15 protein-coding genes are annotated in these 16,829 nt (G+C 70.2%); 7 read left to right on the forward strand and 8 right to left on the reverse strand.

From position 1 onward, the window contains the following. Positions 1–12: 12 nt before the first annotated feature. Complete coding sequence (locus CY652_RS21535; protein ID WP_102132749.1) at positions 13–810, forward strand: 5'-methylthioadenosine/adenosylhomocysteine nucleosidase; 798 nt, start codon at positions 13–15, stop codon at positions 808–810. A 7-nt stretch (positions 811–817) separates the two neighbouring features. Here CY652_RS21535 and CY652_RS21540 read toward each other — a convergent pair whose 3' ends face one another. Genes CY652_RS21540 through CY652_RS21555 form a run of 4 tightly spaced genes read right to left on the reverse strand, consistent with a single transcriptional unit; the run spans position 818 to position 5,705 of the window. Beyond that, entirely contained in the window at positions 818–1,678 is an 861-nt protein-coding gene (locus CY652_RS21540; protein WP_102132750.1) for an efflux RND transporter periplasmic adaptor subunit, read from the reverse strand. 13 nt (positions 1,679–1,691) lie between these two features. Further along, positions 1,692–1,892 carry a DUF1656 domain-containing protein gene (locus CY652_RS21545; protein ID WP_102132751.1) on the reverse strand — a complete coding sequence of 67 codons (201 nt, stop codon included), beginning with the start codon at positions 1,890–1,892 and terminating at the stop codon, positions 1,692–1,694. Next, positions 1,882–4,074 (reverse strand): FUSC family protein, encoded by a 2,193-nt coding sequence (locus CY652_RS21550; RefSeq protein WP_102132752.1) that lies wholly within the window; start codon positions 4,072–4,074, stop codon positions 1,882–1,884. Before CY652_RS21550 ends, CY652_RS21545 begins: the two co-directional genes overlap by 11 nt. Before the next feature lie 11 nt (positions 4,075–4,085). Next, positions 4,086–5,705: an efflux transporter outer membrane subunit gene (locus CY652_RS21555; RefSeq protein WP_102132753.1), complete on the reverse strand. Its 1,620-nt coding sequence runs from the start codon at positions 5,703–5,705 to the stop codon at positions 4,086–4,088. A gap of 164 nt (positions 5,706–5,869) precedes the next feature. On the opposite strand from CY652_RS21555, the gene CY652_RS21560 reads away from it, so the two are divergent. Together CY652_RS21560 and CY652_RS24610 are read left to right on the forward strand one after the other, a co-directional pair. Continuing rightward, on the forward strand, positions 5,870–6,808 hold the full coding sequence (locus CY652_RS21560; protein ID WP_102132754.1) for a LysR family transcriptional regulator: 939 nt from the start codon (positions 5,870–5,872) through the stop codon (positions 6,806–6,808). 261 nt (positions 6,809–7,069) lie between these two features. Further along, positions 7,070–7,213: a hypothetical protein gene (locus tag CY652_RS24610; RefSeq protein ID WP_180970720.1), complete on the forward strand. Its 144-nt coding sequence runs from the start codon at positions 7,070–7,072 to the stop codon at positions 7,211–7,213. 85 nt (positions 7,214–7,298) lie between these two features. On the opposite strand, the gene CY652_RS21565 is transcribed toward CY652_RS24610, so the two are convergent. The 3 genes from CY652_RS21565 to wrbA all read right to left on the reverse strand — a co-directional run bounded on the left by CY652_RS21565 (position 7,299) and on the right by wrbA (position 10,509). Continuing rightward, on the reverse strand, positions 7,299–8,105 hold the full coding sequence (locus CY652_RS21565) for a metallophosphoesterase (RefSeq protein ID WP_102132755.1): 807 nt from the start codon (positions 8,103–8,105) through the stop codon (positions 7,299–7,301). A 40-nt stretch (positions 8,106–8,145) separates the two neighbouring features. Further along, positions 8,146–9,588 carry an FAD-binding oxidoreductase gene (locus CY652_RS21570; protein WP_102132756.1) on the reverse strand — a complete coding sequence of 481 codons (1,443 nt, stop codon included), beginning with the start codon at positions 9,586–9,588 and terminating at the stop codon, positions 8,146–8,148. Positions 9,589–9,906: 318 nt separating this feature from the next. Continuing rightward, on the reverse strand, positions 9,907–10,509 hold the full coding sequence (gene wrbA, locus CY652_RS21575; protein WP_102132757.1) for an NAD(P)H:quinone oxidoreductase: 603 nt from the start codon (positions 10,507–10,509) through the stop codon (positions 9,907–9,909). Positions 10,510–10,588: 79 nt separating this feature from the next. Between wrbA and CY652_RS21580 the strand changes: the two genes are divergently transcribed. The 4 genes from CY652_RS21580 to aroC all read left to right on the forward strand — a co-directional run bounded on the left by CY652_RS21580 (position 10,589) and on the right by aroC (position 15,991). Next, positions 10,589–11,902 carry a YihY family inner membrane protein gene (locus CY652_RS21580; RefSeq protein ID WP_102132758.1) on the forward strand — a complete coding sequence of 438 codons (1,314 nt, stop codon included), beginning with the start codon at positions 10,589–10,591 and terminating at the stop codon, positions 11,900–11,902. A 312-nt stretch (positions 11,903–12,214) separates the two neighbouring features. Further along, on the forward strand, positions 12,215–12,670 hold the full coding sequence (locus tag CY652_RS21585; protein ID WP_102132759.1) for a CBS domain-containing protein: 456 nt from the start codon (positions 12,215–12,217) through the stop codon (positions 12,668–12,670). Positions 12,671–12,807: 137 nt separating this feature from the next. Continuing rightward, the gene (locus tag CY652_RS21590; RefSeq protein WP_102132760.1) at positions 12,808–14,775 is read left to right on the forward strand and encodes an MFS transporter; all 1,968 of its coding nucleotides are present in this window, start codon (positions 12,808–12,810) and stop codon (positions 14,773–14,775) included. Between the two features lie 103 nt (positions 14,776–14,878). Next, a complete protein-coding gene (aroC, locus tag CY652_RS21595; RefSeq protein WP_102132761.1) occupies positions 14,879–15,991 on the forward strand; it encodes a chorismate synthase in 1,113 nt (370 codons plus the stop codon). A gap of 96 nt (positions 15,992–16,087) precedes the next feature. Here the strand turns inward: aroC and CY652_RS21600 are convergent. Continuing rightward, the coding region (locus CY652_RS21600; protein ID WP_180970721.1) for an electron transfer flavoprotein-ubiquinone oxidoreductase at positions 16,088–16,829 on the reverse strand (742 nt) is incomplete at its 5' end.

The raw sequence follows: 16,829 nt of genomic DNA on the forward strand, positions 1-16,829 counted from the left end.
ATCCGAAACGCGATGAATCTCCCGTTACGCGCCGCGAGGCGTCCGCTCGGCGTGCTGGCCGCGCTGCCCGAAGAACTCGGCGACCTGCTCGCGACGATGCGCGCTGAATCCGGCGTCGAGACGCTGACCCACGGCCGGCGCGACTATCACGTCGGCACCGTGCACGGCGCGCCGTGCGTCGTCACGCTCGCGCGCATCGGCAAGGTGGCCGCCGCGGCTACGGCGAGCGCGCTGATCCACGCGTTCGATGCGGAGGCCATCGTGTTCACGGGCGTCGCCGGCGGCGTCGGGCGGGACGTGCGGATCGGCGACGTCGTCGTGGGCGAAACGCTCGTGCAGCACGACATGGACGCTTCGCCGCTCTTTCCGCGCTTCGAGATTCCGCTGCTCGGGCAGGCGCGGTTTGCCGCCGACGCCGTGCTTGCCGCCGCGCTTGCGCAGGCGTGCGAGCAATTTCTCGCCGAGGAGGGCGCGTCGCTCGCGGCGCACTTCGGCACGGCGCTGCCGCGCGTGCACCGGGGCTTGATCGTCAGCGGCGACCAGTTCGTCGCGAGCGCCTCGGCCGTCGGCACGCTGCGCGACCTGCTGCCCGACGCGCTCGCCGTCGAGATGGAGGGCGCCGCGCTCGCCCAGGTCTGCCACGAGTACGGCGTGCCGTGCGCCGTGGTCCGGACGATCTCGGATACGGCCGACGAGCATGCGAGCACCTCGTTCGCATCGTTTCTCACGGACATCGCGGGAACCTACTCGACGGGCATCCTCAAGCGGTTTCTCTCCGCCTGGGCCGCGAGTCGCGCGACCCCGCTTTAATCCCGCTTCAACCCGGCTTCACCACCACCGTGCAGGTCGTGCCGGCCGCGAGCATGATGCCGTCCGGCACGCGGTCGATGTGGATGCGCACGGGCACGCGCTGCGCGAGCCGCACCCAGTTGAAGGTCGGGTTCACGTCGGCGAGCAGTTCCTGGCTTTGCGGGTTGTCGCGGTCGTAGATGCCGCGCGAGATGCTTTCCACATGACCCTGCAGCACGCCGCCGCTCATCAGCTTGATCTCGGCCGCGTCGCCGACCTTCACGTGCGGCAGCTTGGTTTCCTCGAAGTAGCCGTAGACCCAGAACGAGTGGCTGTCGATCATCGCGAGCCGCGGTGAGCCGGCGATCGCGTAGTCGCCGCGGAACACGTTCAGGTTCGTCACGTAGCCGTCCACGGGCGCGACGACGCGCGTGCGCGAGAGGTTGAGCTGCGCGGCGTCGAGCGCGGCCAGCGCCTCCTCGTACTGCGCCTGCGCGGCGTTGGCCGTGTGCGCCGCGTTCTCGCGGCTCTCCGCCGAGACGACGAGGCTGTCCATGTCGGCGCGGCGTTTCGCGTCGTCGAGCCGCATCGTCAGTTCGGCCTTGCGCGCGGCTACGGTCGCCTCGGCCTGCTCGACGGCGATCTGGTAGTGCGACGGGTCGATCTGCATGAGCAGGTCGCCCTTCTTTACGAACTCGTTGTCGTGCACGGGCAGCGCGACGACGTAGCCCGAGACGTCCGGCGCGACGTTGATGACGTCGGCGCGCACGCGGCCGTCGCGCGTCCAGGGTTCGTCCATGTAATGGACCCAGAGCACGCGGCCGATCAGGATCGCGACGACGAAGATGGCGGCTGTCGCGAGAAAGCCGACGATGTTGCGGATGGTCATGATTGGCTTCGAATCAACGGTAAACGGCGAGTCCCAGCAGGCAGCACACGCAGACGAGCAGGCTTACGCGGAACAGGGACGGGTGCCAGACGAGCCGGTACAGGCCGACGCGGGCCAGCACGAAGTCGAGCGCCCACGTGAGCGCGGCGCCGAGCACGAACAGCAGCACGATCGCGGGGACGTAGGCGTCGAAGAGCGCGACGTCACGGGGCATGGTGATCTCCTTGCGGCGCGGCCTGCGTGGCGGCGAACGGTTCGAGCGGCGATTGCGGGTCGATGAGCGCGGTGCGGATGAAGTGCAGATGGCTCAGGATGCGCTGCAACTGGCGGCGTTCTCCGGGCGGCGGATCGAGGCGATGCAGCGCCTCCTCGCCCGCGGCGATGGCCGCGTCGGTCGCCGCGATCGCGCGCGCGTGGCGGCGCGCCTGCGGACGCGAGAACAGCGCGCTCACGGCCTCGAACGTCGCGCCGATGGCCTGCCGCCACGGCATGGTCTTGCCGTAGCGCGGATGGTCGGGCAGCGCCGCCAGCTCCGCGCGCAGGTCGATGACGGCGTTGCCGACCTCGAGCACCGAGAAGAGCCAGCGCAGCGCGTCGCGCCGCAGGCCGGACTCGACGCCGGCGATCGTGTTGATCTGGAACGTCAGGTCGCGCGCGCCGCTTTCGAAGCGGTTGCGCAGCCGCCGCAGCCGCGAGCGGCAGGCCAGCACGGCCTGGCCGCGCAGGTCGTCGAGCAGGCGCGCCATGATCCAGCGCGCCGAGGTCGGCACGAACACGGCGAAGGCCGCGGCACAGACGGCCATCGAGAGCACGAGCGCGAGCGCGTCGTTCATGTAGGCGATCGGGTCGTAGCGGATCACGTTGTCGGGACCGGCGAGAAAGCAGAAGAAGATGCAGTAGCCGACGCCGTAGCCTGCATGGCGCGGGCGCGTGCTCAGGTAGACGCCGAGCGCGAGCGCGGGCGCGAGCACCGCGCAGAGCAGCGGAAACCCGTCGATGTGCGGAAAGATGCCGAACGTGATCACGAGGCCGACGAACGACGAGAGCGCGGTGCCGAGCGCCATCTGGACGGAGGTGCGGGTCGGGTTCGGCGAGGACGAGGCGAGCGCGCAGAGCGCCGCCGCGTTGAGCACGAGCGTCGCGCCGCTCGGCCAGGCCGTGGCGATCCAGTAGGCGCCGAGCACCGTCATCACGACGGCCGCGCGCACGCCCGAGAGGCCGGCCGCGAACAGGTTGGTCTTCGGCTCGTAGCGCTCGATCCAGCGTTCGCGCGCGTGCGCGTCGACGGCGAGCGACGCGTAGGTGGCCGTGTATTCGTGCAGATCGTCGAGGAAGCGGTAGAGCAGCTCGGTCGCAGTGTCGAAGTCGGGCAGGTGGGCTTCGGGGTGCCGCTCGAGCCCGGCGCGCGTCGCGCGCACGCGCTCGGGCAGCGCGTCGCGCCAGGCCTCGATCTGGCGCGACACGTGGATCGCATCGGCCGCCGTCGCGACCGGCTCGCCGTGCGGCGTGCGCAGCAGCGGCGCGATTTCGCGGAAATACGGCTCCAGCGCGTCGATCGTCGCGCCGGAGCCGGCGCTGCGCAGTCGGTTCATGAGCTGGTGCAGCGCGTGAAAGCGCGTCGAGGCCATCATGAACTCGCTGTTCATGCGCGCGAGCCGGCCGCCGCGCATGCGCGCGTCGGGGCTGTCGAACACGGCGATGCTGCGCGTCGCCTCGAAGCCGACGATGTCGGCGATGAAGCGCGTCTGGGTCGCCTCGACCTGCGAGCGGTCCACCTGGCCGGCCAGCGTGGCCGACACGTAGTCGACGAACGACGAGAAGCGCCGGCGCACCGTGGTGCGCAATTGCTCGCCCGCGTACTGCGGAAACACCACCGCGCTCACGAGGCCCGAGCAGAGAATGCCGACGACGATCTCGGCCACGCGCGTGAGCGCCGTCATGAACGCGTCGTTCGGGTGCTGGGCGACGGGCAGGCCGATCAGCGCGGCGGTGTAGCCGGCCAGTACGAAGCCGTACGAGCGGAAGTTGCGGTTGCGCGCGGCGCCGGCCGTGCAGAGGCCGACCCAGAGGGCCGTCGAGACGATGAAGAGCTCGGGCTGCTGCGAAAAGAGGCTGATCAGCGCGAGCATCACGACGAGCCCGACGAGCGTGCCGCAGACGCGGTAGAAGCTCTTGGCGAACACGGCGCCGCTTTGCGGCTGCATCACGATGAAGACCGTGGTCATGGCCGTGCGCGGCAGCGGCAGGTCGAGCTTCATCGAAACGCCGAGCGCGAGCAGCCCCGCACCGACGGCCTTGAACAGATAGATCCAGGTCTGGCCGTCGGTGCGGGCCCAGTCGGCGAAGGCGGCGAGGAGCGCGCCGGCGCGCGCGGGACGGGAGGCGGGGGTCTGCATGGCCGGCTCCTTTATTGTGCCGACGCTGGCGTGGTCGGGGTCGGCGCCGGGTTCGCCGCCGTTCGCGCGGCGGCTTCGTCCGGCAGCGCCGGCAACGCCGGCCCGAGCCGGGCCGCCGGCATCGCGGGCAGCAGATGCTGCGGGCTGCGGCCGTGCGCCGGCAATTCGTCGTCGCCGGTCGGCGCGGACGCGGGGTCGATCGCGCCGCCGCCGAGCGCCGCGACGAGCGTCGCGTGCGCGGCGAGCCGCTCGGCCTGAATGCGCGCGACGCCTTCCTGCGCGCGCAGCAACTGGCCCTGCGCGACGAGCACGTCCAGGTAGTCGGTCAGGCCGCGCCGATAGCCGGCCTCGGCGAGGTCGAAGTTGCGCTGCGCTGCCGCCACCGAGCGGTGCGCGTCGGTCTCCTGGGTTGCGAGCGAGCGGGCCCGCATGATCTGGTCGGAGACGTCCTTGAGCGCCGCGACGACGGCCTCGTTGTACTGGTCGACGGCCTCGTCGTAGCCGGCCGACGCCGCGCCGAGCTGCGCGCGCAGCCGTCCGCCGTCGAAGATCGGCAGCGAGAGGGCCGGTCCGCCGGTCCAGCCGCCGTTCGCCGCGTGCAGGAACTGGAAGATCGGGCCGCCCGCCGCATAGCCGCCGAGCGACGCGACGAGGTCGATGTCCGGGTAGAACTGCGCCCGCGCGACGTCGATGCCGCGCGCCTGGGCTGCCACGGTCCAGCGCGCGGCGACGATGTCGGGGCGATGGCCGAGCAGCTCGGCCGGCAGCGTGGAGGGCAGGCCGATCGGCGCGGCGAGCGAGAGCGCCGGCCGCGCGAGCGCGTCGCCCGCGCCCGGGCCCTTGCCGGCCAGCGCGGCCAACTGGCTGCGGTCGAGCTGGATCGCCTCGTCGAGCGCGTCGATCTGCCGTTCGTATTCGGGGATCGGCGTTTGTGCCTGGCTCACTTCGAGTTGCGTGCCGAGGCCGGCGGCGAGCCGTCGCTGCGCGTAGCCCAGGATTTTCTGCTGCTCGGCGAGCGTGGCGTTCGCGATGTCGAGCAGCGCGTAGTTCATCGAGAGGTCGACGTAGGCCTGCACCACGTCGACCTGCAATTCGAGCTGCGCGGCGCGCGCGTCGGCCGCCGCCGCATGGGCCGCGTCGAGCGCGCGTTCGGCCGTGTTTTTGTCGTGGCCCCAGAGGTCGAGGCGGTAGGACAGGCCGACCGTCGCCGTGTTGTCCCAGGTGGTCGTGTTCGAGAGCGAGCCGGGGCCGTAATAGACGTTGTCGGCCCAGTGCTGGCGCTCCATCGAGAGGTTGCCGTTGATCTGCGGCAGCAGTCCCGCCGCGGCAACGCCCGCGAGCGCGTGCGCCTCGCGCACGCGGGCCTGCGCAAGCGCGAGCGTCGGGCTGCCCGCCTGTGCGGCTTCGACCCAGGCATCGAGCTGCGGGTCGCCGTAGGCGCGCCACCAGTCGCCGGCGGGCCAGTGCGCGTCGGCGTCGGCGGCCCGGATGGCAGCGCCCGCGTCGAGCGCGGACGCGTCGAGGCGATGCGCCTGCGGCGCGATGCCTCCGGTACTGGCGCATCCCGCGATTATCAACGAGAGCGTAAGAGACGCCAGTGTCGCGAGCCCTTTCGGTACCGGAGACTGCACGATTGACTCCCCAAATGGCGATAGAACGGTGTGACGAATTATATTTTTTGGGGGATTGCCGAATAACCCGTAAGGATGTAAGGCATCTTTACCGTTTCTGAGATAAAAAACCTTGCAGGACATGTAACAATCCGCAGCAATCCGCAGGTCTGAGAGGGGATCGTATGGACACGCTCCAAAACATGCGCGTATTCGCCCAGGTGGTCGAAGCCGGCAGCTTTACCGGCGCCGCCCAGCGCCTGAACACGACGACGGCCTATGCCTCGCGGGCGATATCGGACCTGGAGGCGCATCTGCGCACGCGGCTTCTGAATCGCACGACGCGGCGCATCGCGCTGACCGAGGCGGGTGAGCGCTACCTGCAGCGCTGCGAGCAGATTCTCGCGTACGTCGAGGAGGCCGAAGCCGAGGCCGGCGACGCCCACGCGCGCCCGTCGGGCAGGCTGAAAGTCCACGCGATGGCGAGCTTCGGCCAGCACTACGTCGTGCCGGCGATCGGGCGCTACCAGCAGCGCTACCCCGAGGTACAAGTCGAGTTGACGCTCGCGCAGCGCGTGCCGGATCTGCTCGACGAGGGGTACGACGTGGCGCTCGTGCTCGCGGCGGCGTTGCCCGATTCGGGCTTCGTCTCGCAGCGGCTCGGTGCCGCGTACAGCATCGCCTGCGCCTCGCCGGCCTACCTCGCGCGGCGCGGCGTGCCGAAGAGGCCGGCCGACCTCGCGGGGCACGTGTGCCTGCAGATGGTCTCGCCCGTGTCCCCGGCCTCGCAGTGGCAGTTCCTCGGGCCCGGCGGCACCGAGACGATCGAGCTCGGCGCGGCCACCTTCCAGGTCAACGTGGCCGAGGCGCAGGCCGTCGCCGTGCGCGAGGGCATGGGCATCGGCCTGCTGCCGCTCTACTCGGCGATGCAGTGGCTGCGCAGCGGCGAGCTCGTGTGGGTGCTGCCCGAGTACAAGTCGCAGGAGATGAACGTCTTCGCGGTCTATCCGTCGCGCCAGTATCTCGACGCGAAGATCCGCACCTGGGTGGAACTGCTGCGCGAGCAGATGCCGGCGACGCTCGGCCAGGACGAGGCCGAGCTCGGCCGCTACGCGCGCGTCTAGGGGCGGTTCGCGCCCGCTCTTCTTTCCGCCTTGCGCGGGCGAGCGCAAAGGCTCGTTCGCCAGCCCGTTATCAGTGTGAGCCGGCTCCCCGGGACGCTCGCGTGCAGCGCCGGGCGCGCGCCGGTGACGGCCTGTTACAGACGGGCCGCGTCGCAACACTTCCTTACGCCTTGGGCGCGCGCGCTTTGGTAATGTTCGTCGGACCGCACGCGGGGCGCGTGCGGGCGCAAGGCAACATTCGAGAGACCCCGAGGATTTTCAATGAGCACGCATCTGTTGATCGGCATCGCCGTGATGATGGGACTGGTCGGCATCGCGGCGTCGCGCGACCTGCTGCGCATGCGCCGCGCGCAACTGCAACCCGTGTCGCTGCGCGCGCGCGGCGACGGCGAGCGCGATCGCTGATCCGCGTCGGTCGGCGCGACGGGCCGCGTCCCGTTCGCGCCTGAACCCGCCGCCTTTTCCGTTGCCGCCGATCCCCGCGGCGGAGTCAGATTTCGACGACCTTGTCCCACGCGAACGCGTCGTTCTCCATCCGGCCGGTGCGCCGGTCCCGATAGCCGCGCGGGTTGCAGACGACGCGCGTGCCGTCGACGTCGTAATCGAAGCTCGTGTGCGTGTGCCCGTGTATCCAGAGCGAGACGGGCGGGCCCACGAGCGCGCCGAGGTTGCTGACGAAGCCCGCCGACGCCAGTTCGTCGGCGTAGCGCGGCGCGAGGCTGTGCCGGTGCGGCGCATGGTGCGTGACGACGATCGTCGTGCCGCCGAACGGCCGGGCGAGTTCGGCCTCGAGCCAGGCATGCGCCGTCTCGTGCAGCGCGAGCGAATCGGCCGGCGTGAAGTCGCGCGAGGCCTCGCCGGGGCCGCCCGGCCAAGCCACCTGGATCGGCCCGTGAAAGTCCATCATCACGCGTTGGGCGGCCGTCATCGCGGCGGCGCGGGCCGCATCGTCGGCGCCGAATAGCCGGAAATCGGCCCACAACGTCGTGCCGAGCACGCGCCAGCGGCCCGCCGGATCGACGAGGGCCGCGTTGTTCAGAAAGCACACGTTGTCCGTGGCGCGTGCGGCGTCCTGCATCGCCGCTTCCAGCGCGCCGAATTCCCCGTCGTAATACTCGTGGTTGCCGGGCACGTAGACGACCGGCACGCCGGGCGCGAACGTCTGCGCCGCCCAGCGCAGGCCGAGCGCGTGGTTGTGGATGTCGCCGGCCAGCACCACCAGGTCGGCGTCGGCGTGCGCGATCGCGTCGGGCTCGTCGTTTTCCAGATGCAGGTCCGACAGCACACGGATTCTCACGGTATCGGTTCTCCCGGTCAGGCAGGGGGCGGCCCGGCGCTCAGGCCAGTACCTTGCCCGGGTTCATCAGATTGAGCGGGTCGAGCGCCGTCTTCAGCGCGCGCATCAGGCGCAGTTCGACGGCGCTTTTGTAGTGCGCGGCCTCGTTCGGCTTGAGCTGCCCGAGCCCGTGCTCGGCGCTGATCGTGCCGCGGTGCCGGTGCACGCTGTCGTAGACGATCCGGTTCAGCCGCTCTTCGTGCTCGACGAGAAACCGCGCCGGGTCGACGCCCTCGGGTGCCTGCACGTTGTAGTGCAGGTTGCCGTCGCCGAGATGGCCGAACGTGACCATGCGCGCGCCCGGCACGGCGCGGGCGATGGCGGCGTCGGTCTCCTCGATGAAGCGGCCGACGCGCGAGATCGGCACGGCGATGTCGTGCTTGACGTTTTCCCCTTCCTCGACCTGCGCGAGCGGAATGTGCTCGCGCAGGTTCCAGAACGCCCGCGATTGCGCGAGGCTTTCGGCCACCACGGCGTCCTCGACAAGCCCGGCTTCGAGCGCGTGTTCCATCAGGCGCTCGAACAGCGCGCGCGCATGCGTCTCGTTTTCGCTGTCCGAGAGCTCGAGTAGCACGATCTGCGGATGTCTGCCGGAAAACGGATAGCGCAGTTGCGGGAAATGCCGGCGCACCAGCGCGAGGCAGAAGTCCGACATCAGCTCGAAGCCCGTGAGCAGCGGCCCGGCGAAACGCTGCGCGAGCGCGAGGAAGTCGAGCGCCGCGTGGGCGGAGCCGAGCGCGGCGAGCGCCGTGACGCGCGCGGCGGGCTGCGGATGCAGCTTCATGACGGCGGCCGTGACGATGCCGAGCGTGCCTTCCGCGCCGACGAACAGATCGCGCAGATCGTAGCCGGTGTTGTCCTTGCGCAGCCCGCGCAGGCCGTCCCAGACCTCGCCCTGCGGCGTCACGACTTCGAGGCCGAGACACAGCTCGCGCGTGGTGCCGTAGCGCAGCACGCCGGTGCCGCCGGCGTTGGTCGAGAGGTTGCCGCCGATCGTGCAGCTTCCCTCGGCCGCGAGCGAGAGCGGAAAGAGCCGGCCGGCTTCGGCCGCGCGCGCCTGCAGGTCGGCCAGCACGACGCCGGCCTCGACGGTGATCGTGTTGTTGTGCGCGTCGATTTCGCGGACGCGATCGAGCCGCCGCAGGCTCAGCAGCGCCTGCCTGCCGCTCGCGTCCGGCGTCGCGCCGCCCGTGAGCCCGGTGTTGCCGCCCTGCGGCACGAGCGCGACGCCGTGTTCGACGGCGAGCCGCACGAGCGCGGCCACTTCGTCGGCGGTGCCCGGACGCAGCACCGCGCAGGCCGCGCCCGTAAAGCGGCGGCGCCAGTCGGTCAGGTAGGGCGCGGTGTCGGGCGCCTGCGTCAGCACGTGCGGGGCGCCGATGGCGTCGGCGCAGGCCGCGACGAAGGATGGGACGGCGGGACGGGGGTGGGCGGCGTCGATCATGGTCGGGAGTCGCGGGCCGCGCGCGCCGCCGCAACGGGACGGAGCGGGAGAACGGCGGGCCGGGTGAAGGATTCGGGGCAAGTATGAAAGTGTGACACGGCGGGCGGCGGCGCGCTTTGCCGGAGACCTCGACCTCGGGCGGGGCCGCGTCTGTCCGATGGCTCCGGGCGGGCCGCCGGGCAGGCCCGAGCCATGCGGGCTCGAAAGGTTGACGGACCGAAAGGGCTGCATCGACTGTCTCGGCCGCGGGTCACGTGGGCATGATCCGTCGCGTCCGTGCCGATGAGGCCGGCCGTGGTCGATCGTGCCCCGTGCCGCTCAGGACCGTTCGTCGAGCTTCAGCGCCGTGCGGGCGAGGCGCGCGCCGAGCGCGAAGGCAAGGGCCCGTTCGTCGGCGGACAGGCCCTCACCCGACGCGCCCGTCCGCGCATGGTGCGAGGCGCCGTAGGGCGTGCCGCCCGTCAGCGTCGTCGTCAGCGCGCTTTCGGCGTAGGGGATGCCGACGAGCAGCATGCCGTGATGCAGCAGCGGCAGCATCATCGAGAGCAGCGTGCTCTCCTGGCCGCCGTGCAGGCTGCCCGTCGAGGTGAACACGCAGGCCGGCTTGCCGGCGAGCGCGCCCGCGAGCCACTGCGGCGTCGTGCCGTCGAGGAAGTACTTGAGCGGTGCGGCCATGTTGCCGAAACGCGTCGGCGAGCCGAGCGCGAGCGCGGCGCATTCCTCGAGATCGCGAAGCTCCGCGTAAGGCGGGCCGTCGGGCGGAATGTCCGGCGCGACGGCCTCGCAGACGGCCGACACGGGCGGCACGGTGCGCACGCGCGCGGCGGCGCCGGGCACGCTGTCCACGCCTTGCGCGATGGCGAGCGCCAGCTCGCGGGTCGCGCCGTGGCGGCTGTAATAAAGCACAAGAATGTCTTTCATGAGGCTCGCGCGGTGAACGGGCTATTATAGGGCCCGGGTTGGCCGCGCCGGCGGCGCACCGTTCGAGGAAGGCAGGCACATGAGCGGGTTCTCGGAAATTCGGATCGATCTGGCGACCGCAAGGCGGCTCGTGCGCTTCGCCATGAAGCGCGGCGACGAGGACCGCATCCCCCAGGTGGCGGGCAGCCTCACGTTCACGACGCTGCTCTCGGTCGTCCCGCTCGCGACCGTGGCGTTCGCGCTCTTCACGGCGTTCCCGATCTTCGCCTCGTTCCAGAGTTCGCTGCAGGGCTTTCTCGCCCAGCACCTGATGCCCGCGCAGATCAACAGCGAAATCTTCCGCTATCTGAACCAGTTCGCGTCCAAGGCCAAGGGGCTGACGACGATGGGGATGATCGTGCTCATCGTCACCTCGGTCATGACGATGATGACGGTCGAGTCGGCGTTCAACGTGATCTGGCGCGTGCGCAAGCCGCGGCCGCTCGCGCAGCGCGTGCTCGTCTACTGGGCGGTGCTCACGCTCGGGCCGATCCTGATCGGTATGAGCTTGTCGATTTCCTCGTACGTTTTCACGCGCTCGGTGGCGTTCGCGCATCAGCAACACGCGATGCTGCTCGAATGGGCGCTCGCGGGCGTGGCCCTGCCGCTGACGGCGCTCGCGTTCACGATGCTCTACGTCTACCTGCCGAACTGCCGCGTGCAATGGCGCGACGCGGCGGTCGGCGGCATTGCGGCGGCCGTCGCGTTCGAGGCGGCCAAGCACGGGTTCGGCTACTACGTGCGGCGCATTCCCACCTATACGGCCGTCTATGGCGCGTTCGCCGCCGCGCCGATGTTCCTGCTCTGGGTCTACCTGAGCTGGTTCATCACGCTGGCGGGCGCGATGATCGCCTCGGCGCTGCCCGAAATCCGCACGGGCCGCTTCGAGCGGCCGCGCTTTCCCGGCAGCGACCTGCTCGACGCGCTGGAACTGATCGCGCGGCTCGCCGACGCGCGCGAGGCCGGGCAGCCTGGCTGCACCGCGCCGCAACTGGCGCGGATGCTGCGGCGCGATCTGCCGACCGTGACGCGGCTGCTCCAGGGGCTCGAGCAGATCGAGCTGACCGCGCGGCTCGTTTCCGGCAGCGCGGAAGACCGGTTCCTGCTGCTCGCCAATCCGGCACGGATTCCCGTCGCGAGCGTGTTCGGGCTTTTCGTCATCGACCGCCGGGAGCTCGCTTACCAGTTGCGGCTCAAGTCGAGCCGGATCGACGCGGCCGCGCTGCTCGGCACGCTCGACAGCGACCGGCTGGCCGCGCCGCTCGCCGCGCTGCTCGCGCCGCGTCGCGAGCCGGCCGAACACGCGGGCGCGGACGCGCGCGCCGGCGCGCGCGTGCCGCGTCCGGCCGCGTAAGGCGCGGTCCGTCGCGGGCCCGTAGCGGCCCGATCGGACCCGGGGGCCGGAGAGCCGCGTTGCGTCTTGCCCGGCGTTCCGCCCAGGGAATACGCGGAGAAAGTTTCGTTTTCGGGCGCGAGTCCGTTTTTTGTCGGCCACGCAACTTTCTTTTTACGAACCTTTCCGATAGGATCGGGAACCCCGTTTAAGGTTTTCGCAGGATTTTCGCGGCCGGATCGCTCTGCCCCGGTTCGCCGTCCTGCTTCCATTCCGGCCGTATTCTCGCGTTTCGTTCGCGCGCTTGCGGCCCGCACTGCCAGGAGACTCATCATGCGCGTGAGCGACATTCTCAAAGTCAAGGGCAACACCCTTTTCACCGTCACGCCCGACACGCTGCTGCACGACGCCGTCATCACGATGGCCGAGCACGACATCGGCTCGCTGGTGGTGATGGAATACGGCCGCCTCGTCGGCATGCTGACGTTTCGCGAAATCATCGTGACGCTGCGCAAGAACGACGGCAGCCTCGGCGACACGACGATCCGCCAGGTGATGGACGGCCATCCGATCACGTGTCAGCCCGAAATGGACGTCAACGAGGTGCGCCGGATGATGCTCGACCATCACGTCCGCTATCTGCCCGTCATGGAGGGCGGCATGCTGATGGGCGTGATCTCGTTCTACGACGTCGCGAAGACGGTGGTCGAGGAGCAGGGCTTCGAGAACCGCATGCTGAAGGCCTACATCCGCGACTGGCCGGAAGAGGAGCGGCACCCGGCCCGCTGAAGAAAAGGGTGTTTGCGGCGGTGCCGGACGGGCCGCCGGTACGGAGAAAGCGCGCGCGAGGCGCGCTTTTTTCATGTCACGTTGATCGTGTAGCGTAGGGCTTTGCGCCGATTCCCGGCTCCGGTTTTCTCCTCCCGATGAGCGATCGTCCGATTCAGGTTTCCCGGCGCCGGCCCGACGCGGCGCCCGGCCATGCCTCGCAGTTCCGGCTGATGCGCGAGCGCCGGTTCGCGCCGTTCTTCTGGACGCAGTTCTTCGGCGCGATGAACGACAACGTGTTCAAGATCGGCTTCACGTCGCTCGTCACCTACCAGGCTGCGCGTTTTTCCGGCGTCGATCCCAAAACGGCGGCCTTCCTGATCTCGGCCATCTTCATCGTGCCGTTCGTGCTGTTTTCCGCCACCTCGGGTCAGATCGCGGACAAGTACGACAAGGCGATGCTCATGCGCGGGGTCAAGACGTTCGAGATTGCCGTCATGCTCGTCGGCGCGGCCGGTTTCTGGCTGCACAGCGCGCCGCTGCTCTACGCCTGCACGTTCCTGATGGGCGTGCATTCGACCGTGTTCGGGCCGGTCAAGTACGCGTATCTGCCGCAGCAGCTCGGGACCGCGGAGCTCGTCGGCGGCAACGGGCTCGTCGAGATGGGCACGTTCGTCGCGATTCTCGTCGGCACGATCGCGGGCGGGGTCGCCGCGGGGCTCGGCGGCGACGCCGGCGGCAGCGGTAACGGCGGAATCGCCGGCGTGGAGATGCTAGGCGGCCTGTGCCTCGCGATCGCGCTCGCGGGCCGTCTCGTCTCCCACTTCGTGCCGGCCTGTCCGCCGGTCCAGTCCGGGCTCCGGATCAACTGGAATCCGTTCGGCGAGACCTGGCGCAACCTCAAGCTCGCGCATCGGGACCGCATGGTCTTTCTGGGCCTCATCGGCATTTCCTGGCTCTGGTTCGTCGGCGCGACGTTCCTCGCGTCGTTCTTCAATTTCGCGAAGGACGTGCTCTCGGCGGACCCGGACGTCGTGACGGTGCTGCTCGCGATGTTCTCGCTCGGCATCGGCCTCGGTTCGCTGCTGTGCGAGCGGCTTTCGCGCCGGCGCCTCGAAATCGGCCTCGTGCCGCTCGGCTCGCTCGGCATGAGCGCGTTCGCGATCGACCTGTACTTCGCGAGTCATGCGCTGCCGCGCGCGGCGCACCTGCTGACGGTGGCGGCGTTCCTGCGGCAGCCCGCGCACTGGCGCGTGCTGGCCGACCTGTTCCTGCTCGCGATGTTCGGCGGCTTCTACAGCGTGCCGCTCTACGCGCTGATCCAGAGCCGCAGCGAGCCGGGTCACCGCGCGCGGATCATCGCGGCGAACAACATCCTCAACTCGCTGTTCATGATCGTGTCCTCGCTGATGGCGATGGCGCTGACGGCGGCCGGCGTCGGTATTCCCGGCCTCTTTCTCGTCACGGCGCTGCTCAACGTCGCGCTCGCCGGCGGGATCTACCTGATCGAACCGGCGTTTCTGCTGCGCTTCGTCTTGTGGGGGCTCGGCCGCACGGTCCATCGGGCGCGGCTCGAGCACGACGCGAGGATTCCGGCGCGCGGGCCGGCGCTGCTCGTCTGCGGGGGAACGGACGCGGCCGGCGCGCTGGCGATGCTGGTGGCAAGCCCGAGGCCGGTGCGTCTCGTCGTTGCGTCCGCGCTGCTCGACGCATCGCTTACCGGATGGCTGTTGCGCCGCTCGCGCGCGATTCCGGCGGCCGCCGCGCGCGCGGCGGGGGCGCGGGATGCTATCGAACCGGTCGCGCAGGCGCTGGAGCAGGGCGAACTCGTCTGCGTTTTCGCGCGGCCGGGCGATTCCGGGTCGTTTCTTCCCGACGTCGCGCGGATTCTGGCGCGCGCGCCGGCGCCGGTGGTGCCGGTGACGCTGTCGGGGCAGCGGGGGCGCGTGCCGGCCGGACGCCCGCCGACGGGGCAGGGCGAGGCGCATGCGCCTCGCACCGGCCTGACGAGTCGGCTGACGCTGACGGTCGGCGAGCCGCTCGAGCCCGGCGCGGCGACGCCCGAGCGGCTGAAGGCCCTGCTGGAGCGCTCCGCCGGGCGGCGCGACGCGGCGCCGGCGCGCTGACGGCTGTCTGCGTTGGCCTGCGCCGCGCCCGCCGACGGACGGCGCGGCGCGTGCGACGGACTGGCATAATGACGAATTCCCCGTTTTACTTTGGACGACCGCCATGTCCGGCAACACGCTCGGTACGCTTTTCACCGTCACGACCTTCGGCGAATCCCACGGTCCCGCGATCGGCTGCGTGATCGACGGCTGCCCGCCCGGCATGGCGCTGGCCGAAGCCGACATCCAGCACGAGCTCGACCGCCGCAAGCCGGGCACGTCGCGCCACGTGACGCAGCGCCAGGAGGACGACAGGGTCGAAATCCTGTCGGGCGTGTTCGAAGGGCAGACGACGGGCGCGCCGATCGCGCTCGTGATCCGCAACACCGACCAGCGCAGCAAGGACTACGGCAACATCGCCGAAACGTTCCGGCCCGGCCACGCGGACTACACCTACTGGCAGAAGTACGGCATTCGCGACTACCGCGGCGGCGGCCGCTCGTCGGCGCGGCTGACCGCGCCGACCGTCGCGGCCGGCGCGGTCGCGAAGAAGTGGCTGCGCGAGCGCTTCGGCGTCGAGGTGCGCGGCTACATGAGCGCGCTCGGCGAAATCGACGTGCCGTTCGTCGACTGGAAGCACGTGGGCGAGAACCCGTTCTTCGTGCCGAACGCGGACATCGTGCCGCAACTCGAGGCGTACATGGACGCGCTGCGCAAGGACGGCGATTCGATCGGCGCGCGCATCGGCGTCGTGGCGTCGGGCGTGCCGGCGGGCTGGGGCGAGCCGCTCTTCGACCGGCTCGACGCCGACATCGCGCACGCGATGATGGGCATCAATGCCGTGAAGGGCGTCGAGATCGGCGCGGGCTTCGCGAGCGTCGCGCAGCGCGGCTCGCAGCACGGCGACGAGCTGACGCCCGACGGATTCGTCGGCAATCGCGCCGGCGGCGTGCTGGGCGGCATCTCGACGGGGCAGGACATCACGGTATCGATCGCGATCAAGCCGACGTCGAGCATCCGCACGCCGCGCCGCTCGATCGACAAGGCCGGCGCGAGCGCGACGGTCGAGACGTTCGGCCGCCACGATCCCTGCGTCGGCATTCGCGCGACGCCGATCGCCGAGGCCATGCTTGCGCTCGTGCTGATCGACCACGCGCTGCGTCACCGCGCGCAGTGCGGCGACGTCGTCGTGACGACGCCGCGCATCGCCGCGCGCGCCGACCGACGCGGGAATTGACGCCGGACACGACGCGGCGCGAAGACGGGCCGACCAGAACGCGCGCCGGGGCGACCGGAAGCGCGGCATCGCGGCCCGCGCCCGGCGGCGCATCGATCACATGTTCGGATAGTTCGGCCCGCCGCCGCCTTCGGGCGTGACCCAGACGATGTTCTGCGTGGGGTCCTTGATGTCGCAGGTCTTGCAGTGCACGCAGTTCTGCGCGTTGATGACGAGCCGCTCGGCGCCGTCGTCGTTCTTCACGAATTCGTAGACGGCCGCCGGGCAGAAGCGCGCCTCCGGGCCCGCGTAGGTGCGCAGGTTCACGTCCACGGGCACGTTCGCGTCCTTGAGCGTCAGGTGCGCCGGCTGGTTTTCCTCGTGGTTCGTGTTCGAGATGAATACCGACGAGAGGCGGTCGAAGGTCAGCTTGCCGTCGGGCTTCGGATACTCGATCGGCTTGCATTGCGAGGCCGGGCGCAGCGTTTCGTTGTCGCGATGCGCGTGATGCAGCGTCCACGGCACGTTGCCGCCGAGAAGCTTCTGCTCGATGCCGACCATCAGCGTGCCCAGGTACAGGCCCTTGCTCATCCACTGCTTGAAGTTGCGCGAGCGGTAGAGCTCGTCGTAGAGCCACGACTGCCGGAACGCGGCGGGATAGGCGGTCAGTTCGTCGTGCTGGCGGCCGGCCTGCACGGCTTCGAACGCGGCGTCGGCCGCGAGCATGCCGGTCTTGATCGCCGCGTGGCTGCCCTTGATGCGCGAGACGTTGAGAAAGCCCGCGTCGTCGCCGACGAGCGCACCGCCGGCAAACACGAGCTTCGGCAGCGAGAGCAGGCCGCCCGCCGTGATCGCGCGC

The organism is Burkholderia sp. WAC0059 (assembly GCF_002870125.1).
In the GTDB taxonomy this organism is placed as follows: domain Bacteria; phylum Pseudomonadota; class Gammaproteobacteria; order Burkholderiales; family Burkholderiaceae; genus Paraburkholderia.